This window comes from Bradyrhizobium sp. CCH5-F6, from assembly GCF_001556045.1.
In the GTDB taxonomy this organism is placed as follows: Bacteria; Pseudomonadota; Alphaproteobacteria; order Rhizobiales; family Xanthobacteraceae; genus Bradyrhizobium.
This window is the reverse complement of sequence record NZ_LSIC01000103.1, coordinates 14,635-34,414: the sequence shown is the minus strand read 5'-3', so window position 1 is coordinate 34,414 and position 19,780 is coordinate 14,635. Positions and strand designations below refer to the sequence as shown.

The 19,780-nt window shown below is 65.9% G+C and carries 19 protein-coding genes; 4 read left to right on the top strand and 15 right to left on the bottom strand.

Annotated features, from left to right (window positions below; all coding sequences use genetic code 11):
* Positions 1-51: 51 nt before the first annotated feature.
* Entirely contained in the window at positions 52-708 is a 657-nt protein-coding gene (locus AX729_RS18975) for a S24 family peptidase (protein ID WP_061025749.1), read from the bottom strand.
* Positions 709-1,001: 293 nt separating this feature from the next.
* Between AX729_RS18975 and AX729_RS18970 the strand changes: the two genes are divergently transcribed.
* Together AX729_RS18970 and AX729_RS18965 are read left to right on the top strand one after the other, a co-directional pair.
* Complete coding sequence (locus tag AX729_RS18970) at positions 1,002-1,346, top strand: DUF952 domain-containing protein (RefSeq protein WP_061025747.1); 345 nt, start codon at positions 1,002-1,004, stop codon at positions 1,344-1,346.
* On the top strand, positions 1,343-2,440 hold the full coding sequence (locus AX729_RS18965; protein ID WP_061025745.1) for a quinone-dependent dihydroorotate dehydrogenase: 1,098 nt from the start codon (positions 1,343-1,345) through the stop codon (positions 2,438-2,440). Before AX729_RS18970 ends, AX729_RS18965 begins: the two co-directional genes overlap by 4 nt.
* A gap of 59 nt (positions 2,441-2,499) precedes the next feature.
* Here the strand turns inward: AX729_RS18965 and AX729_RS18960 are convergent, their stop codons facing one another.
* The 5 genes from AX729_RS18960 to AX729_RS18940 form a co-directional block, all read right to left on the bottom strand.
* Complete coding sequence (locus AX729_RS18960) at positions 2,500-3,825, bottom strand: MATE family efflux transporter (RefSeq protein WP_061025742.1); 1,326 nt, start codon at positions 3,823-3,825, stop codon at positions 2,500-2,502.
* 1 nt (position 3,826) lies between these two features.
* Positions 3,827-4,561, bottom strand: coding sequence for an MBL fold metallo-hydrolase (locus AX729_RS18955; RefSeq protein WP_061025740.1), 735 nt, complete (start codon positions 4,559-4,561; stop codon positions 3,827-3,829).
* 31 nt (positions 4,562-4,592) lie between these two features.
* Positions 4,593-4,895, bottom strand: coding sequence for a DUF6460 domain-containing protein (locus tag AX729_RS18950; RefSeq protein ID WP_061025738.1), 303 nt, complete (start codon positions 4,893-4,895; stop codon positions 4,593-4,595).
* A gap of 316 nt (positions 4,896-5,211) precedes the next feature.
* The gene (locus tag AX729_RS18945; RefSeq protein WP_061025736.1) at positions 5,212-6,873 is read right to left on the bottom strand and encodes an ATP-dependent DNA ligase; all 1,662 of its coding nucleotides are present in this window, start codon (positions 6,871-6,873) and stop codon (positions 5,212-5,214) included.
* On the bottom strand, positions 6,870-7,907 hold the full coding sequence (locus AX729_RS18940) for a ligase-associated DNA damage response exonuclease (protein WP_061025841.1): 1,038 nt from the start codon (positions 7,905-7,907) through the stop codon (positions 6,870-6,872). The genes AX729_RS18945 and AX729_RS18940 overlap by 4 nt, the downstream gene beginning before the upstream one ends.
* 136 nt (positions 7,908-8,043) lie before the next feature.
* Between AX729_RS18940 and AX729_RS18935 the strand changes: the two genes are divergently transcribed.
* Both AX729_RS18935 and AX729_RS18930 read left to right on the top strand, forming a co-directional pair.
* Entirely contained in the window at positions 8,044-8,970 is a 927-nt protein-coding gene (locus tag AX729_RS18935) for a class I SAM-dependent DNA methyltransferase (RefSeq protein ID WP_061025839.1), read from the top strand.
* Between the two features lie 116 nt (positions 8,971-9,086).
* Complete coding sequence (locus tag AX729_RS18930; protein ID WP_061025734.1) at positions 9,087-10,316, top strand: ABC transporter substrate-binding protein; 1,230 nt, start codon at positions 9,087-9,089, stop codon at positions 10,314-10,316.
* 202 nt (positions 10,317-10,518) lie between these two features.
* Here the strand turns inward: AX729_RS18930 and AX729_RS18925 are convergent, their stop codons facing one another.
* The 9 genes from AX729_RS18925 to AX729_RS18885 all read right to left on the bottom strand — a co-directional run bounded on the left by AX729_RS18925 (position 10,519) and on the right by AX729_RS18885 (position 19,775).
* Positions 10,519-11,361, bottom strand: coding sequence for an amidohydrolase family protein (locus AX729_RS18925; protein ID WP_061025732.1), 843 nt, complete (start codon positions 11,359-11,361; stop codon positions 10,519-10,521).
* A gap of 3 nt (positions 11,362-11,364) precedes the next feature.
* Positions 11,365-12,342, bottom strand: a complete 978-nt coding sequence (locus AX729_RS18920; protein ID WP_061025730.1) for an aldo/keto reductase — start codon at positions 12,340-12,342, stop codon at positions 11,365-11,367.
* Positions 12,343-12,444: 102 nt separating this feature from the next.
* Complete coding sequence (locus tag AX729_RS18915; protein WP_061025729.1) at positions 12,445-13,377, bottom strand: sugar-binding protein; 933 nt, start codon at positions 13,375-13,377, stop codon at positions 12,445-12,447.
* 96 nt (positions 13,378-13,473) lie between these two features.
* Entirely contained in the window at positions 13,474-14,556 is a 1,083-nt protein-coding gene (locus AX729_RS18910) for an ABC transporter permease (RefSeq protein ID WP_061025837.1), read from the bottom strand.
* Complete coding sequence (locus AX729_RS18905; protein WP_061025727.1) at positions 14,556-15,314, bottom strand: ATP-binding cassette domain-containing protein; 759 nt, start codon at positions 15,312-15,314, stop codon at positions 14,556-14,558. Before AX729_RS18905 ends, AX729_RS18910 begins: the two co-directional genes overlap by 1 nt.
* Positions 15,315-15,326: 12 nt before the next feature.
* Complete coding sequence (xylA, locus tag AX729_RS18900; RefSeq protein WP_061025726.1) at positions 15,327-16,646, bottom strand: xylose isomerase; 1,320 nt, start codon at positions 16,644-16,646, stop codon at positions 15,327-15,329.
* Positions 16,647-18,101, bottom strand: coding sequence for a xylulokinase (xylB, locus tag AX729_RS18895; protein WP_061025724.1), 1,455 nt, complete (start codon positions 18,099-18,101; stop codon positions 16,647-16,649).
* A gap of 79 nt (positions 18,102-18,180) precedes the next feature.
* Positions 18,181-19,224: a LacI family DNA-binding transcriptional regulator gene (locus AX729_RS18890; RefSeq protein ID WP_061025721.1), complete on the bottom strand. Its 1,044-nt coding sequence runs from the start codon at positions 19,222-19,224 to the stop codon at positions 18,181-18,183.
* 89 nt (positions 19,225-19,313) lie between these two features.
* The gene (locus AX729_RS18885) at positions 19,314-19,775 is read right to left on the bottom strand and encodes a GNAT family N-acetyltransferase (protein WP_061025835.1); all 462 of its coding nucleotides are present in this window, start codon (positions 19,773-19,775) and stop codon (positions 19,314-19,316) included.
* Positions 19,776-19,780: the final 5 nt, after the last annotated feature.

Sequence of the window (19,780 nt, the reverse complement as noted above, 5' to 3'; positions counted from 1 at the left end):
TCGTTGGAACCCGGACTCCGCGCGATCCTGCCCTTGAGATGAACGGGGCGTTTACTGGCTCGCCCAAATGATCTTCGCGACCCAAGCCACTTCGCCGGCCGCCAGTCGGCGCTCACTGTGAGTTGCACCGAGCGGCAGCAACTCCAGGCCTGTCGCGCTGCGGCGCTTCATCGTCGCGACCACGAGCTCGCCTGACGTCGTTTTCAGCAAGACCCGATCGCCGCCCCGGATTCGTGTCTCGAGTGAGACGAGGATGATGTCCCCATCTCGGTAGACCGGCATAAAGGCCTCGCCGGAGAGCTTCAGCCCGAAGCTGCGGCTGTCGTCGGCGGCCGGAAGCCTGATCGAGGTCCAGTCCTTGCCGGCCGGCGAGCCGGCGTCGTCGAACGCACCGCTCGCACCGGCGCGCGCGAAGCCGAGCAGCGGGACCATGCGGCTATCGCGGGCGTCGCCATCGTCGACCAATCGGGCGAAGGTCTCCATCGAGGCGTCGGTCGCCGCGAGTGCCTTCGCGATCGATTCGGTCGAGGGCCAGCGCGCGCGGCCCTCGGAGGTGACGCGCTTGGACCTGTTGAAGGTGGTGGGATCGAGCCCGGCGCGTTTGGCGAGCCCGGATGGCGACATGCCGGCTCGCGCCGCCAGCCGATCCAGCGCGCCCCAGATCTGGTCGTGGGTCAGCATCCTCTGCGCTTTGGCTTGTCTGACCATGGAAGGTCCAGCCCGTCGCAACTCAGGAAAACTATCCTCAAATCAACCGGTTTTCCGTTTTTCGCGCAAGAGGCCGCGGCCGAGGCGTTGTCAGGCCAAGTCGAGACCGGTTTGCGTCGCGAAAGCGCGTCAAAACAGGAGTTTGGAGTCCGCCCCAAATTTCATCGGAGCGGAGATGGCCGTAACCCTTGAGTTCGGAGGGGGCGGCCTTTACGGTCGCGCCGGGTTTTGAAGGACCCGTGCGAGACGAAAAACCCCAAGAGACTCAAAGAGCAAACAGGGCTGCGGAAGCGGTGGTCAAGATCTACAAAATCTGTCCGGCCTCGGCCTGGCGCGAAGCGGAACGGCAGGGTGTCTACAGGGGCAGCGCGGACGATTCGCGCGACGGTTTCATCCATTTCTCGACCGCAACCCAGGTGCCCGAGACCCTGCGGAAGCATTATTTCGGGCAGCGTGCGCTGTTCCTGGTCGAAGTCGACGGCGACGCGCTCGGCAGCGAATTGCGCTGGGAACGTTCGCGCAATGACGAGCTGTTTCCGCATCTCTATGGCGAGCTGGATGTCGGCGCGGTGCTCGCGGTGATGAACCTCAACATGCGCTCGGACGGCGGTCACGACGTTCCGGAGCTTGCCCCGTGATCCGCGCCTTCGACGCCTTGTCGCTGCCGGTGCTGCGCTGGCTCGATCCGGAGGATGCGCATCGCCTCGCGATCCAGGGCCTGCGCTTCCTGCCGCCCGTCAAGCCGCGCCCCGACGATCCCAAGCTCGCCGTGCGCGCCTTCGGGCTCAACTTTCCCAATCCGATCGGGATGGCCGCAGGCTTCGACAAAAGCGCGGAGGTGCCGGACGCACTGCTGCGGCTCGGCTTCGGCTTCGTCGAGATCGGCTCGGTCACGCCGAAGCCGCAAGCGGGCAACCCGCGGCCGCGGTTGTTTCGTTTGGAGCGCGACGAAGCCGTGATCAACCGCATGGGCTTCAACAATGACGGCGCCGAAGTTGCGCTGCGCCGGCTCGCCGCGCGCGCCCAGCACGGCGGCATCGTCGGCGTCAATGTCGGCGCCAACAAGGATTCGCCGGATCGCGTCGCCGACTACGTCAAGCTGATCGAGACCTTCGCGCCGGTGGCGAGCTATTTCACCGTCAATGTCTCCTCGCCGAACACGCCGGGCCTGCGCAACCTGCAGGAGGGCGCACTGCTCGACGATCTCCTCGCGCGCGTGATCGACGCGCGCGAGCGGGTGCGGCAGAAGGCCGGCGACACGCCGGTGCTCTTGAAGATCGCACCGGATCTGAGCCTCGCCCAGCTCGACGATGTCGTGCAGGTCGCGCGCTCGCGCCGGGTCGACGGCATGATCGTGTCGAACACGACCATCGCGCGGCCGAGCACGCTACGCGAGGAGATGCGTGCCAAGGAGCAGGGCGGCCTGTCCGGCCGGCCGCTGTTCCGCCTGTCGACACGCATGGTTGCCGAGACCTATGTGCGCGTCGAAGGCGCGTTCCCGCTGATCGGCGTCGGCGGCGTGGACTCCGGCGGCGCCGCGCTGATGAAGATCCGTGCCGGCGCCAGCCTGATCCAGCTATATTCCTCGCTGGTTTACAAAGGCCTCGGCCTCGTCGACGACATCAAGCGCGATCTCGCCTCGACGCTGCTCCGCACCGGGCGGGATTCTTTGTCCGAAATCGTTGGGGCCGATGCGGCCACCCTCACGGCGGAAGACTGGCCGGCCATGTAAGGCGGTCTCGTACCCCGGATGCAGCGTCCGGGACGCGAACATCTTCTCCTGCGCTCCGCCTACGGCTTCGAAAACGTCGCCCGGTACAGCGCCGGATAGCGCGCGCCCTGCAAGCCGCCGCGGGCGACGTAGAACGCGATCAGCGCGCTCCACAGTCCGGTATTGCCGAACGATTGCAGCGCCAGCCAGACGCCGAAAAAGATCGCGAGCGAAGCCAGCATCAGGTTGCGCATCTCCCGCGCCCAGGTGGCGCCGACATAGATCCCGTCGAAGCCGAAGGCGAACACGCCGGGGATTGGCGCGAGCACGATGAACGGCAGGAAGTCGCGCGCGGCACGGCGGACGTCCTCACTCGCCGTCATGCCATTGATCAGCGCGGGCCCGAACAGCGCGAACAGCACGGCGACGACCATTGCGAAACCGAGGCCCCAGAGCAGCACCAGCCTGGTCGAATCCGCAAATCCCCTGGCGTCGCGCGCGCCAAAGCTGCGGCCGCAGAGCTGCTGCGCCGCGTTGGCGAGGCCGTCGAGAAAGAAGGCGCTGACCAGGAGGAAATTGTTGAGCACGGAGTTCGCCGCCAGCGTGACGTCGCCGGCGCGCGCCCCCTTGGCGGTGAAGAACAGGAACACGGCGATCAGCGCCGCCGTGCGGATCATGATGTCGGAGTTCACCGCCAGCAGGCGCATCAGTTTTACGCGATCGAACAGCGTTGCGCGAGGGACGCTGAAACCTCCAGCGGCATAGCGGCGGCAGACGATCACGCCCAGGACGAAGCCGATCGTCTCCGAAAGCAGCGCGGCGATCGCAGCGCCGGCAATGCCGGTGTCGTAGACGAGCACCAGCAGGATCGTCGCCACCATGTTGATGACGTTGATGACGACCTGGAGCGCGAGGGCGGGATTGGCGCGGGCCTGCCCGACCAGCCAGCCGAGCACGACGTAATTGGCGAAGGCGAATGGCGATGACCAGATCCGGATCATGAAATAGGTTTTCGCCGCGCGCGTCACGCCTTCGCTGCCGCCCATCAGGTCGAACAGCACCGAGGTCAGCGGCAGTTGCAGCGCGATCAGCCCGGTGCCGATCAGGCCGGCAACGATGAAGCCGCGCACCAGGATCGCGGTCTGCTCGCGCGTCTCCCCGGCACCCAGCGCCTGCGCGGTGAAGGCGAGCGTGCTCATGCGCAGGAAGCCGAACAGCCAGAACAGGCAGTCGAAGATGACGGAGGCCATCGCGACGCCGCCGAGCAGCGCGGCATCGTCGAGCCGTCCGATCGCCGTGGTCGAGACCACGCCGATCAGCGGCGTGGTCAGGTTCGCGACCATCGCCGGTCCCGCGATGGCGAACACCTGTCGGGAGCTGATCCTGGGATGAACCGGTGCGTGCATGTCAGAACACCAGCACCATGCCGTCCTCTGCAGCGAGATGCTGCACCTCGCCCAGACGCGACAGCATATCCTCGCTCATATGGGTGAGGACGAGCCGCTTGGCGCCGATGTCGGGCAGATGCTGTTCCAAGGTCTTCAGGCTGAGATGGTTCTTGACCACCTTCTCGTACATGTAGGCTTCCGCGATGAAAAGGTCCGCGCCATGCGCCAGCGGAATGAGCGCCTCCGTCCATTCGGTATCGGCGCTGTAGGCAAGCGTGCGGCCCTCGGCCTCGACGCGATAGGCAAGGAAAGGTCCGCCGGACTCGCCGTGCACGACCGGATAGGGCGTCACCGTCACCGCGCCGAAGCTTTGCCTTTGCTCAGGCGCGAGTTCGATCACGTTCAGGTCGAACCGCTGTTTGGTCTTGGTGGAATGCTCGAACAGCGCTTCCATCACCTGGGCAAGCCGCGCCGCGATGCCTTGCGGACCCGCGATCGTCAACCGCCGCGTCCGCCGCGAGAATTGCGCGTCGAGCAGGACAAACGGTAGCCCGCCAAAATGGTCGCCGTGGAAATGCGTGATGAGGATGAGGTCGATCTCGTCGCGGTCGATCTCGAGCCGCTTCAGCGCCGGCAGAGCCGACGCGCCGCAATCGATCAGGAAATTGCTCTGGCGCCCCGAGACGTGGAAGCAGGTGTTGAGCCTGCCACCGGAGCCGAAGGCGTCGCCGCAGCCGACAAAGCGCAATTGCATCGGCTGCGGGCTCCCTGCGTATGATCCGGATTCAGCGTCGCGGCGTGCCGAAGACGCGCGAGAGCAGCCAGATCGGGATCACGATCACCGCGCCAAGCAGGAAGTAGCGCCACAGCCAGTTGATCGTGTCGAAGCCGAGATCCCAAAGGCGCTGGAACAGCAATCGGATGCTGTAGATGATGTTCCAGGGGTCGAAGCCGATCGCGGCCAGCACGACACCGACCAATATCGAGAGCAGGACCAGGCGAAACGTGACCGCCAGCGGGGAGCCGCCGAGAAAGCGGTGCAGGCCGTCGCTGCGGCCGGCCGGCAAATCTCTGACGTCTTGGACCATCGCAAACTCCTCAGGGGATTCGACCCCATTATAGGGCACGGCGAGGCACATGGGGAACCCGCAAGCGAGCGTCAATCGGGTTACGGGAGTTTAATTCGGGTAGCACGTTAGGCTTTGATTTGGGCAAGCTGCCGGCCACGAACTCGGTCACCTCTCCCGCTTGCGAGAGAGGTCGGCGCAGAGCGCCGGGTGAGGGCTTTCTCCTCTGGGGGATTGTCCCATCGCGGAGACAACCCTCTCCCCACCCCTCTCCCGCAAGCGGGAGAGGGAGCGCATCTACACCTTATCGACAATCGAGCGCTCTCATAACACGCTCTCACGCCTCAATCTCCGCCGCCTCGGCCTTCAGCATCTTCTCCAGCGTTTCCAGCCGGTCAGCCTCGCGCGGCGGCTTGTCCCAGCGCAAGCGGCTGATGCGGGGAAAGCGCATGGCGACGCCGGATTTGTGCCGCGGCGAACGCTGCAGGCCCTCGAACGCGACCTCCAGCACCAGCCCCTTGTCGCTCTCGTGCACGACATGACGCACGGGGCCGAACTTTTCCGTGGTGTTGCGGCGGACGAAGCGGTCGATCTGGAGCAGCTCCTCGTCCGTGAAGCCGAAATAGGCCTTGCCGACCGGCACCAGCTCGTCGCCCGTCTCGCCCTCGGTCCAGACGCCAAAGGTGTAGTCGGAGTAGTAGGACGAGCGCTTGCCGTGGCCACGCTGCGCATACATCAGCACGGCATCGATGATGTGCGGATCGCGCTTCCACTTCCACCACTGGCCCTTGGGCCGCCCCGGCAGATAAGGCGCATCGCGCCGCTTCAGCATCACGCCCTCGACGGCGTCCGCATCGGCGCCGGCACCTGCGCTCGCCGGATCGGCGCGCGCAGTGGTCAGCGCATCCCAGCTCGTGAAAGGGACGGTAGGCGACAGGTCGATCCGGGGATCGTCGAGCTTCCCGACAAATCTCTCCAGTCGTTCACGTCGCTCGGCAAACGGCAGCTCGCGCAGATCGTTCTCGTCATCGCCAAGCAGATCGTAGGCGCGAAGGTGAATCGGAAATTCCTTGATCAGCTTCGGCGAAACGACCTTGCGGTTGAGGCGCTGTTGCAGGACGTTGAAACTCTGCACGCGGCCTTCGCGCAGGATAAGAAGCTCGCCGTCGATCGCGCCGGGCAGGCGCAGCGACGGCACGAGATCCGGAAAGCTGCCCGTGATGTCCTCGCCGGTGCGCGAATAGAGCCGCGCATTGATGCGGCCGCGATCGTCGCGGCCGGCCACTGCCTGCACGCGGATGCCGTCCCATTTCCATTCGGCGATGTAGTCGGCGGGATCGAGTGCCGCGAAATCCGTGTCCTCGATCGCATGCGCCAGCATCACGGGCCGGAACGGCGCGGGATCGCGATTGACGGGCTTTTCGGCGCGGCCCTCCAGCCAGGCGAACAGGTCGAGATAGGGCGGCGAAAGCCCCGGCCAGATCAGCTCGACCTCGTGCGGGTCCTTGTCGCCCAATGCTGCGGCGGCAGTCTTGGCAAGGCGCGCGGAGATGCCGATGCGCAAGCTTCCGGTGACGAGCTTCAGCAGCGCCCAGCGGCCGGTCTCATCGAGCTCGTCGAGCCAGCGCTCGAGCTGTTTCGGCAACTCCGTCTTTCCGAGCGTGCGCAGCGTGGTGACGACCTCGGTGAGCGTCGGGGGCGGCGGGTGGTTGTGGGCGGCCAACGCGGCCTTCGGCCACATCAGCGCCACCGTCTCCGAGAGGTCGCCGACATAATCGTAGCTCAGGCCGAACAGCACTTCGTCGGTGCGCGCCGCAATGAGATTGCGGATCAGCGCCGGCTTGGCGTGCTTGAAGCTGAGCGCGCCAGTCAGCGCCGCCAGCGCATAGCCGCGGTCGGGATCGCCGACCTCGCGGAAATAGCCGGTGATCAGGCGAAGCTTGTTGTTGCGGCCGGGCTCATAGGCGAGACGGTCCAGCAGTTCGGCGAAGCGGTTCATGCCTCGGCCTCGTCTGGAATCGGCGCCTCGCTCTCCTCCTCGTCGCCATAGCCGACGAGATCGAGCGGCCGCGCTTTCAGGCCTTTGCTCTGGCACCAATGCACCAGCGCGTCTTCCTGGCCGTGGGTGACCCAGATCTCGCCTGCGCCGGTCGCGCCGATCGTGGCGGTGAGGCCGTCCCAATCGGCGTGGTCGGAGATCACCAGCGGCAGTTCGACACCGCGCTGCCGCGCCCGGGCCCGCACACGCATCCACCCCGACGCGAAAGCGGTGACCGGATCGGGAAAGCGCCGCGTCCAGAGATCGGAAGTCGCCGACGGCGGGGCCAGCGTGATGGTGCCGGCGAGCGCCGCCTTCTTCATGCCCTTCACCGGCCTGAGCTCGCCGAGCTCGATGCCGCGGTTCTGGTAATACTCGGTGATCTTCTCCATCGCGCCATGCAGGTAGATCGGCGCGTCGTAGCCGGCTTGGCGCAACAGCGCGATCACGCGCTGGGCCTTGCCGAGCGAATAGGCGCCGACCAGATGCGCGCGCTCCGGAAACAGGGCGACGGACGCGAGCAGCTTCTTCACCTCGTCGCTCGCATCGCCGTGCCGGAACACCGGCAGGCCGAACGTCGCCTCGGTGATAAAGACGTCGCATGGCACCAGCTCGAACGGCGGGCAGGTCGGGTCAGGCGCGTCCTTGTAGTCGCCGGAGGCCACGATGCAGGTGTCCTTGCAGGTCACGGCGATCTGCGCCGAGCCCAGCACATGGCCGGCCGGGTGAAACTTGACTCTGACGTCACCGAGCCGGATGTCCTCGCCATAGCGGATTGCTTGCGTCGATCCGGCAAAGTTCTCGCCGTAGCGCAGCCGCATCATGTCGAGCGTTTCCTGCGTCGCCAGCACGGCGCCGTGGCCGGCGCGGGCATGATCGGAATGACCGTGGGTGATCACGGCGCGCTCGACCGGGCGGACAGGGTCGATATGGAAGCCGCCGGGCTTGCAGCACAAACCGGCAGCAACTGGCAGCAGGATGTCTTGGGGGCGCATGGTGGTCATATAGGGAGCGGCCGCCCCAAATGAACCCGTCATGCGCGGGCTTGACCCGCGCATCCATCCTTCTAAAGAGTTTCACTTTTGATGGATTGCCGGGTCAAGGCCGGCAATGACGGGTCCCGGTTCCTCGATGCCCCTGCGCCTGTTCCAGTCCTCTGGCGATCTCATGGCCGATCGCCGTTTTGAGTTCGCGCGCGACCTCCAGCTCAAGGGCGATCTGCCCGCGGCCGCGGACCTGTTGGAGCAGGCGCTCGAGCTTGCGCCGAACTTCACCTCGGCCTGGTTCACGCTCGGCGAGATCCGCCACCAGCTCGGCGACCGCGAGAAGGCGATCGCCGCGTTCCGGGAAGCGCTCCGATCCGATCCCGACGATCAGCACGGCGCCGGCTTGCGTCTGATGCGGCTTGGCGATGCAGAGATGGCGGAGATGCCAAAGGCCTATGTGCAAGCCCTGTTCGATCAATACGCGCCGCGCTTCGAGCATACGCTGATCAACGATCTCGGCTATCGCGCCCCCAGCCTGATCTTCAAGGCGGTGCTGGCCGCGCGCGGCGCCGCGAAGAAGCCGGCCTATTTCAAACGCACCATCGATCTCGGCTGCGGCACCGGCCTTGCGGCGGCCGCCTTCGCCAAGCAGGTCGATCATTTCATCGGCATCGATCTATCTCCCGGCATGATCAGGGAGGCGCGCGCCACCAATCTCTATGCCGAGCTCGAAGTTGCCGACATGATCGAAGGCTTGCGCGGCAAGGCAGACGCGAGCGCGAACCTCATCATCGCCGCGGACGCCTTCGTCTATCTCTCCGATCTCGCGCCGGTGCTCACCGAAGCCCGCCGCGTGCTCGAGTCCGGCGGCGTGCTCGCCTTCACGCTGGAGACGCACGATGGCAGCGGCATCGTTCTTGGCGAAGGCCTGCGTTATGCCCATTCCGCGGAATATGTCCGCGGCGCGATCGCCAAGGCAGGCCTCAAGCTGCTGACGCTGGAGCCGGCCTCGCCGCGCATCGAGAACAACGAGCCGGTGCGCGGCCTCGTCGTCGTCGCCGAGAAAACTTGAGTCTAGGCGCTGGATTCAAAGCGATTTCAGCGTCATTGCGTCGCAAAGCTGCGACTTCCCACTTGCAGGCCGAGCTGCGATGTCAGCACAATGCTCTCGCTAGGGAGAAACAAATAATGACGAAGAATCCATCGCGGCGCGATTTCAGCGCCGCCGCGCTCGCCACCATCGCTGCATCCACCTTGCCGGCGCCTTATGTCTGGGCCGCAGAGAAGAAATACGATGCGGGCGCCAGCGACACCGAGATCAAGATCGGGCAGACCGTGCCGCATTCCGGCCCCGGCTCGCTCTACGGCGTGCTCGGGCGCATCGGCGAAGCCTATTTCCAGATGCTGAACGAGAAGGGCGGCATCAACGGACGCAAGGTCAAGTTCCTCACCATGGACGACGCCTACAGCGCACCGAAATGCGTCGAGGCGACGCGGCGCCTGGTCGAGCAGGAAGAGGTGCTGGCGCTCTATGGCTCGCTCGGCACCGCGCCGCAGACCGCCGTGCACAAATACCTGAACTCCAAGGGCGTGCCGCAGCTGCTGCTCAACACCGGCGCATCGAAATGGAACAACCCGAAAGAGTTCAAGTGGACGATGGCGGGGCTGCCGCTCTATCCGACCGAGGCCCGCATCCTTGCCCGGCACGTCGTCAGCGTGAAGCCGAATGCCAAGATCGGCATCCTCTATCAGAACGACGATTTCGGCCGCGACTTCCTGGGACCGTTCAAGAAGGTGCTGGCCGATGCCGGCGGCACCGCTCAGGTGATCATGGAGCAGACCTACGATCTCACCGAGCCCACCGTCGATTCCCAGCTGATCAACCTCTCGAAATCCGGCGCCGACGTCTTCTACAACATCTCGACCGGCAAGGCGTCGTCGCAGTCGATTCGCAAAGTGGCCGAGCTCGGCTGGAAGCCGCTGCAGCTTCTTTCCGCCGGCTCGACCGGCCGCTCGATCCTCAGTGCCGCGGGCCTCGAGAACGCCACCGGCATCGTCGCCATCCGCTACAACAAGGAGGTCGGCCTGCCCAAATGGGAGAAGGACCCCGACGTGATGGCGTTCGAGGAACTGCGCAAGAAGTACACGCCGGCGATCGACCCCGACAACACCATCGCCTTTGCCGGTTACGGCCAGGCCGTGACCATGGGCGAGATCCTGCGCCGCTGCGGCGACGAGCTGACCCGCGCCAACGTGCTGAAGCAGGCCTCGACGCTCGCGGGCTTCCATTCGCCCTACTTCCTCGATGGCGTCACCTACAGCTACACGCCCGAGGACTACACGCCAATGAAGACGCTCTTCATCTCCACCTTCACCGGCAAGGACTGGGACATCTCCGACAAGCCGATGTCGGAATAGTCAGGGGGCGCGAGGCGAGCGCCGCCGTCTCTTCCCTTCTCCCTTGTGGGAGAAGGTGGCGCGAAGCGCCGGATGAGAGTTTGCTTCAGCAAACTCACATGTGAAAGGTGACTCGCCGAGAGAGACCCCCCACCCGTCTCGCCGCTCCGCGGCGAGCCACCCTCTCCCACAAGAGGAGAGGGTAAGAGCGCATCGACTGCAATTAACCCAACCGATACGCAGCCTTCGCATTCACACCAAAGGCCTTGTCCCGCACGCGCGGGCCAAGCCTCGCCAGACAGGTCTCCAGCGCGGTCTTGATCTCGCCGTAACTTCCCGCAAGCAGGCACACTGGCCAGTCCGAGCCGTAGATCAGCCTGTCCTCGCCAAAACATCTTGCCGCGTGCTCGACGAACGGAAACAGCCGCTCGGCATCCCAGTCGTTCCAGACAGCTTCGGTCGCCAGGCCCGAGATCTTGCACCAGACATTGCCGCAAGCCGCAAGCGCCGCGATGCGATCGGTCCATTCGGCGCTGCCGCCATCGGCGATCGGCGGCTTGGCAGCGTGGTCCAGCACGAACCGGGCCTGCGGAAAGGCCTGCGCGGTTGCGATCGCGGCCGGCAGCTCGCGGGTGCGGACGAGGAGATCGTAGGCGAGATCGCGGGCGAAAACGGCCGTGAGGCCGCGTTGCACATCCTCGCGGAGCAGCCAATCCGGATCGGCTTCATCATGGACCTGGTGACGAATCCCCACCAGCCTGCCGCCGCCGGGCAAAGCGCGCAGGCGATCAAGCGTTTCGTCGAGGGCGCCGTCCGTCAGATCGGCCCAACCGACGACGCCGATGACGAAGGGATTTTCGTGCGCGATGTGCAGGAACTCCTCGGTCTCCGCAAGCGCGGAGCGGCATTGCACCAGAATGCTTGCGTCGATGCCGTTGGCCTTCATGAGCGGCGCGAGATCGGCGGGACCGAAGGCGCGACGGATCGGCGCAAGCTCGTCCACCTCCATCCAGGGATAATCGGCCCGTGCCGGATCCCAGAAATGCTGGTGGCCGTCGATGATCATGCCTTACACCCCGCCTGGCAGCGGTGCCCGCGCATCGACGAGCTCTCGTGCGCGCAGCTCCTGCCAGAACGCCGGCGGCACCGCTCGCTCCGACATCGCGATGTTGTCGACCACTTCCGCTTCATTGCGCGCGCCCATCACGGCCACCGTCACGGCCGGATGCGCCATGCAGAACTGGAGCGCGGCAGCCTTCAGATCGGTGCCGTGCTTGCGGCAGAGCTCATCGAGCGCGAGTGCGCGCGCAACGAGTCCCGCGTCGGCATCCTGATAGTTGAATTTCGCGCCCGTGTGCGGATTGGCCAGGATGCCGCTGTTGTAGATGCCGCCGAGCAGGATGCCTATGTTCCTGGTCTGGCAGAGCGGAAACAGCGCATTCAGCGCGCCCTGATCGAGCAGCGTGTAACGCCCGGCGAGCAGGAAACAATCGACCGGCACGACCTCCGCGAAGCGCACCAGCATCTCCGACTGGTTCATGCCGGCGCCGATCGCCTTGACCGTGCCGTCCTCACGCAGGCGCTGCAGCGCGCGGAACGCGCCAGCGACGGCATCGTCATAATGGTCATCGGGATCGTGCACCAGCAGGACGTCGACGCGGCCGAGCCCGAGGCGCTCCAGGCTCTCCTCGACCGAGCGCATCACGCCGTCATGGCTGAAATCGAACACCGGGCGCTCGCGCGTCGTCCCCTTGTAGTGCTCGTCCTCGGCGGCAGCGCTCTCAGGCGCGCGCAGCAGACGACCGACCTTGGTCGAGATGACGTAGGAGTCGCGCGGCTGCTGCCGCAGAAATGCGCCCAGCCGCCGCTCGGCAAGACCAAAGCCATAGAGCGGCGCGGTGTCGAAGAAGCGCACGCCGAGCGACCAGGCCCGCTCGACCGTCGCTTGTGCATCGGCATCGCTGACCGGCGCGAACAATCCGCCGAGCGGGGCGGAACCGAGGCCGATTGAGGTGACATCGAGCGCGCCGAGCCGCGAGCGTTTCATTTCATTGCCTTCCAGCAGTCTTCTTCCGGAAGAGATCATCTCTCCCGCTTGCGCAAACCGCAAGCGGGAGAGGCATGCAGGAGCGCAGGGCTGGCGGCGCGCCTACTTCAACATCTGTGCGACGTTGTCCTTGGTGACGAGATCGAGGCCGGTGTAGACGATCTCCGGCACTTTCTCGCCCTTCTTGATGGCGAGCAGCGTGTCCATCGCCTTCTCGCCCATCTCGAACGGACGCTGGCCGACCAGCGCATTGGCATAGCCGTCGCGCAGCAGCTCGAGCTGCATCTTCAGCGTGTCGGCAACGACAAGCGTGAACTTGCCGGAATCGATGTCCTTCTTGTTCCGGGAGGCGAACGCCTTGAAGCCTTCGGGCGCGAACATCGGCCAACCGCCGATCGGAACGATGGCGGCGAGGTCCGGCGTTGCCGTACGCATGTCTGTCATCTGCTGGACCGCGAGCGCGGGATCGTCGTTGCAGAAGGTCGGGGAGCCCGCGACCTCGGTCCATTTCGAGCCCTTCAGTGCCTCGCGCACGCCGTCGACGCGCTCGGCGAGATTCTTGGCGCCGGGACCGCCCGAGACCATCGCGTATTTGCCGCCGTCGGGCCGCATCTTCAGCAATTGCTTGCCGAGGGCGACACCGAATTCCTTGTTGTTGGTGCCGATATAGGCGATGCGCTTGGAGCCCGGTGCGTCGGCATCGAAGGTGATGACGGGAATGCCGGCCGCGGTCGCCGCCTCGATCGACTTGGTCATGGCCGCGACGTCGGCGACCGAGATGGCGAGCCCGTCGACCTTCTGGGTAACGAAGTCCTGGATGATCTGGGCCTGCGTCGCCGGCTCATGCTCCACCGGCCCCTTGTAGATGCACTCGATATTGCCGAGCTCCTTGGCACGCTTCAGGCAGCCGTCGCGGGCGAAGTCGAAGAACGGATTGTTCATCGCCTTCGGCACGATGACGAAGCGATAGTTCGCGGCGAACGTCGGCGTAGCCATCATCGCAACCGCGATGCCGGCAAGAAGAAGTTTCCTCATGGTCTCCTCCACCCTTGTCTAGCGCCCGTCCTTTCGAGCTGCGTCCGGGAAGCGGACAGGCGGCATTTTCGTTACCCTCCCGGAACGACGTCACTTTCAGATCATCCGCGAGCGGATGCGATCGACCAGCACGGCCAGGATGATGATCACGCCAACCAGCGTCTGCTGCCAATAGGAGCTGACCTGCGCCAGCACGAGACCGTTGCGGATCACCTCCAGCAGCACGCAGCCGACGATGGCTCCGAGCGGGCCGCCGATGCCGCCAGCGAGATTGGCACCGCCGATCACCGCCGCGGCGATCACGTTGAGCTCGTATGAGGTCGCCATATTGGCCGGTGCCGATCCAAGCCAACCGGAAATGATGATGCCCTGGAGACCGGCGGCGAGCGCGCAGATCACGTAGACCTCGATCTTCACACGCACCACCGGAATGCCGGTGAGCTCGGCTGCCTTCTCGTTGCCGCCGAGCGCGAAGACGTGGCGGCCGAACGAGGTGTGATGCAGCACCACCGCCATCGCCAGCGCGAGGATCACCAGATAAATGAAGGGCACGGGCACGCCGAGGACGTCGCCCGAGGTTGCTGCGTAGAAGTAATCGGCGTCCGGCCCGCCCGGGAAGCTGCCGCGACCATTGGAGACGACGTAGCCGAGCCCGCGCACGATCGACAGCATGCCGAGCGTCGTGACGAAAGGCGACAGGCCGAGCATTGCGATGCAGAAGCCGTTGACCAGGCCGGCGACCAGCGCGACGCCGAGCCCGGCGAGGATCGAGACCAGCAGGATCAGTCCGGGCACGTTGGCAACAACGGTCTTGCCGTCGGCCGCCATGTGCACGAACAGCGCGCCCACCGGCGAGCCGGGCGCCGACAACTCGGTCATCACCATCGAGGTGATCATGGCGGAGAAGCACATCATCGAGCCGACCGACAGGTCGATGCCGCCGGTGATGATCACGAAAGTGACGCCGAGCGTCGCAATGGCGATGAAGGAGAAGTTCTTCGCCACGTTCTGCATGTTGCCTTCGGTGAAGAAGTACGGGCTGGCGAAATGCATGATCACCAGCAGCACGGCCAGCGCGAGCAGGACATAGCCGGTCTGGGAGGCGAAGATACCGCGCTGCCACCATCTGATCTTGCCGACATTGGAGAACGTGATCGGGGATTCCATGGGCATAGCCATCACGCCGCCTCCTTCGCGCCTGTGATGAGGGCGGTGATCTCCTCAGGCGATGTCTGGTGGATCGGCTTGTCGGCCCGCTTCTCGCCGCGGCGCATGACGACGACGCGGTCGCACACCGCGAACACGTCGGGCATGCGGTGCGAGATCAGCATGACCGCGACGCCCTGCTCCTTCAGCCGATGGATCAGGCCGAGCACCTGCTCGACCTGGCGCACCGAGATCGCGGCGGTCGGCTCGTCCATCATCACGAGCCTGGCGTTGGACAGCCGCGTCCGCGCGATGGCGACCGCCTGGCGCTGGCCGCCCGACATCTGCTTGACGAGATCGTCGGGGCGCGTCTCCGAGCGCAGCTCGCCAAACAGCTCCAGCGCGCGCACAGCCATCGCCTTGTGGTCGAGCAGGGCTATGGGTCCGAATTTGCGCTTCAGCTCGCGGCCGAGGAAGACGTTGGCTGCTGCCGTCAGGTTGTCGGCCAGCGCAAGGTCCTGATAGACGACCTCGATGCCGACCGCGCGGGCATCGACCGGACGGTTGAAGTGGACCGCGCTGCCGGCAAAGCGGATCTCACCATGGGACGGGCGGAAATTGCCGGCGATGATCTTGACCAGCGTCGACTTGCCCGCGCCGTTGTCGCCCATCAGGCCGACCACCTCGCCGGGCAGTATCTGCATGTCGACATCGTGCAGCGCGCGGATCGCGCCGAACTCCTTGCCGATGCCGTTCAGCTCGAGAACCGGTGTTGCGTCCGTCTTTGCCATCAGCGGTCTTCCTCAGACATAGCGGTTGACGAGGGATTCCAGATATTCCTGCCGGCCCGAGCGCGGCTGCGGGTCGAAGCCGGGACTCATGGCACGGTCGGCGAGATCGGCGAGCGAGCGCTGGCCGCCGAGAATGGCGCGACCCTCGGGGCTGGCCCACCCGTCGTAACGCTTGGCAAGCGGCTCGGTGAGGACGGCGGCATCGATCATGTCGGCAGCGGCGAGGAAGGCACGCGTGCAAGCATCCATCGAGCCGACATGGGCATGGATCAAATCGTCGGGATCGATGGACTGACGGCGGATCTTGGCATCGAAATTGAGCCCGCCCGTGGTGAAGCCGCCGCGGTTCAGGATCTCATGGAACACCATCGCCAGCTCCGCTACGTTCATTGCGAACTGGTCGGTGTCCCAGCCGAGCAGATCGTCGCCCCGGTTGATGTCGAGCGAGCCGAAGACACCAAGCGCCTCGGCGAGCGCGACCTCGTGATGGAAGGAGTGGCCGGCGAGGATGGCGTGGTTCTGCTCGATGTTGAGCTTGACGTCCTTGAGGAGATCGTAGCGCTCGAGGAAGCCGTAGCAGGTGGCGACGTCGAAATCATATTGATGCTTGGTCGGCTCCTTCGGCTTCGGCTCGATCAGGATCGGTCCCTTGAAACCGATCTTGTGCTTGTGCTCGACGACGAGCGAGAGAAAGCGGCCGAGCTGGTCGAGCTCGCGCTTGAGGTCGGTGTTGAGCAGCGTCTCGTAGCCCTCGCGCCCGCCCCACAGCACGTAGTTCTCGCCGCCGAGCCGGTGCGTCACCTCCAGCGCGGCGCGGACCTGGCCCGCGGCATAGGTGAAGATATCAGGGTCCGGATTGGTCGCGGCGCCCGCCATGTAGCGGCGGTGTGTGAACAGGTTTGCGGTGCCCCAGAGCAGGCGTACCTTTGCGGAGACCATCTTCTGTTCGAACAGATCGGCGATCGCGTTGAGGTTGGCGACGGACTCCGCGAGCGTGGCGCCTTCCGGCGCCGCATCGACGTCGTGGAAGGTGAAGAAGGGCACGTCGATCAGGCGGAACAGATCGAAGGCGACGTCAGCCTTGGCGCGCGCCATCGCCATCGCGTCGGTGCCGCGATGCCACGGCCGCAGGAACGTCTCGCCGCCAAAGGGATCGCTGCCAGGCCAGCACAACGAATGCCAATAGCAGACCGCAAAGCGCAAATGATCCTCGAGCCGGCGGCCATGCACGAGCCGGTCCTTGTCGTACCAGCGGAAGGCGGCGTGTCCCGCATCCTTGCCGCCGAAGGCGACGGGGGCGCTTGCTTCGAAGAATTTGGCTGACGCGTTCACTCAGGCAGTCTCCTTCAATGCGGGGTAGAGCGCGCGCCAGCGCCGATAGGCCTCGTCATAGGCCGCAACGACGGAGGAGCGGGGCGTGAAGGTCGCGAGCCGCCGCGGACGGGTGCAAACCTCCGCTGCGTCTTCGCCGGTCGCGGCGATGCGGCCGAGCCGTGCGGCGCCGAGCGCGGCTCCGACCTCGCCTTCCTCGATGCGGTGGACGGGAATGCCGAGCACATCGGCGCAGATCTGCGCCCACAGCGGTGAGCGCGAGCCGCCGCCGACGAGATCGAGTTCAGTGACCGGCCCGCCTGCCGCGCTCAGCGCCGTCAGATTGTCGCGCGCGGCGAAAGCGACCCCTTCGAGCACGGCCTGCACGATCTCGCCGCGCCCGGTCGCGCCGCGCAAGCCGACGAAAGCCCCGCTCGCGGCGGCATCGTTGTGCGGCGTGCGCTCGCCGTCGAGATAGGGCAGGAATCTGATCGGGCTTGGTCCATCGACGCGCTCGCCGAGCGGCGCCAGGAGCGCCGCGGCCGGCGTCTCCATCACGCCGGCGAGCCAGGCGAGCGAGGCCGCCGCCGACAGCATCACGCCCATCTGGTGCCAGAGGCCGGGCAGCGCGTGACAGAAGGCATGCACGGCCGAAGCCGGCGCTGGTGCGAAGCGGTCGGTGACGCGGAACACGACGCCGGACGTGCCCAGCGACAGGAAGGCGTCGCCCGGCGCAATAGCGCCGAGCCCGATCGCGCTCGCGGCATTGTCGCCGGCGCCGCCCGCAACCACGACATCTTTCGCCATGCCCCAGCGCTGCGCGAACTCCGGCGCGAGCACCGCGCTCACCGCGCTGCCCTCGACCAGGCGCGGCATGTGGTGCAGATCGAGCCCGGTGGCGTGCAGCAGCAGGGCCGACCAGCGGCGCAGGCCGACATCGAGCCACAGCGTGCCGGCTGCGTCCGACATGTCCTCGATCATCTCGCCGGTGAGGCGATAGCGCACATAGGCCTTCGGCAGCAGCACCTTCGCCACGCGGTCGAAGATTTCGGGTTCATGCCGCGCGACCCACAGCAATTTCGGGGCGGTGAAGCCGGGCATCGCCAGGTTGCCGGCGATCGTGCGCAGCGAAGGACAGCGCCGCTCCAGGGTGGCGCATTCGGCCTGCGAACGGCCGTCGTTCCAGAGGATGGCCGGACGCAGCGGCCGGCCGTCCTCGCCGAGCAGCGTCGCGCCATGCATCTGACCTGACAGCCCAATGCCACGAACCTGCGCAACCTGGCGCGGCTGGCGCGCGGCGAGATCGTCGACCGCGCCGATCGCTGCATCGACCCAGGCGTCCGGATCCTGCTCGGACCACAGCGGCACCGGATGCGACAGCGTGAGCTCGCGCGCCGCCGTCGCGAGAACCGCGCCGGCTTCGCCCACGAGCACCGCCTTCACACCGGACGTGCCGATGTCGATCCCGAGATACACGCTATCCTCCCTTCGCCTGCCGCGGTGCGCGATCTTGTGTCGCTTTCCCCGCAACGGGCTATTCGAAATCCACCTGCCGCTAAGGCAGATTGTCCCGCATCACGATGTCGATCCTGATCTTCTCCTGTTCGCGCAAGATCGGTTCGCCGCGGGCGAGCGCCAGCAGCACGCGCACGGCAGCGCGCGCTTCATGTCCGGGGTTCTGCGAGATCGCGGCATCCATCACGCCCTGCAGCAGCAATCGGCGCGTCAGCGCTGTGACGTCGTGGCCGACGAACACCACTTGCTTTTCGCGACCGACTTCGCTCAACGCCCTCGCGACGCCCTGCGTGCCGGCACCGACGTTATAAAGACCGACAATGTCGTCATGGCGGCCGAACAGCCGCGCCAGCATTTGCTCCGAACGATCGTCCTCGTCGCGCCCTTCCAGGACCGGCAGCACGCCGAGATCGGGGAATTCCGTCGCCATCACCTGGTTGAAGCCGAAGATGCGCTCGGCATGATCGCGCAGGCCCTGCGATCCCGCGACGATCGCAACCTTGCCGGACCTTTGGCCGGCCAGCCGCCCGACCAGCGCGCCCGCCGTGCGGCCCGCGGCAATGTTGTCGATGCCGACATAGTGGTGACGGCGCGAGGACGGCACGTCCGAGACCAGCGTCACCACCTTGGTGCCGGCATCGACGAGATCGTTGATGGCGGCGCGAACGCCGGGATGGTCCAGCGCCACAACGGCGACGCCGTCGTAGTCACCCGACAGGGCCTCCAGTGAGGCCGCGAGCGCGGAGGGGTCGAACACGTCGGTTGCGATCGTCTCGACGCCGAGGCGGCGGGCCGCCAGCCAGGCTGACATTTCGCCGAGATAAGCCTCGATCTGCTGCATGAACGGGTTCGGCCCCGACGGCATCACGAAGGCAAAGCGGCGGGCACGGCCGCGGGCGAGCTCGGCGGCCGCCACATGCGGCTGGAACGCATTGCGCTCGATTGCTGCCTTGACGCGCCGGACCGTGTCCGGCCTCACGCCGGGCCGGTTATGCAGGACGCGGTCGACCGTCGCGAGGCTGACGCCGGCCTCGCGGGCGATGTCCTTCAGGGTCAGCGCGGTAGGGGTGAGCGTCTCGGCCATGGCTGAAGGCTAGCAGAGGTGTTTTGAGGTACGCAACTCATTTTGAGGGAGCACAGAGGTATTCCCGCAGTGGACGTTGCACGCTTGCCTTAGCGGCTGAGGTCGAGCGTCAGGAAAAGGCTGTTGGGATCCTCGACATAGCCCTCGAACGGGTCGCAGGCGACGAAACCGTGTGCCTGGTAGAGCGCGTGCGCCGGCTTGAAATAGTCCCACGAGCCGGTCTCGAGGCTGAGACGCGTCATCCCGCGCGCGCGGGCCTCAGTAATGATGTGGCGGAGCATCTGGCCACCGAAACCCCGCCGACGCGTGATCTGAAGCGTGTGCATCGACTTCACCTCGCCGTGGTCAGCCGAGAGCATCTTCAGCGCGCCGGTGGCAACCAGCGTCTCGCCGTCCCAACCGGTCCAGAATGCAACATTAGGCGCGCGCAGTCCGGAGAGATCGAGTGCATGGGCGCTGCCCGGCGCGGTCTGCGCCCGCGCTGCCGTGACGTGATGGTCCAGCAGCGCGATGACGCGGGGATCGTAGGTGTCGCCGGTGCGGATCTGCATCGTCA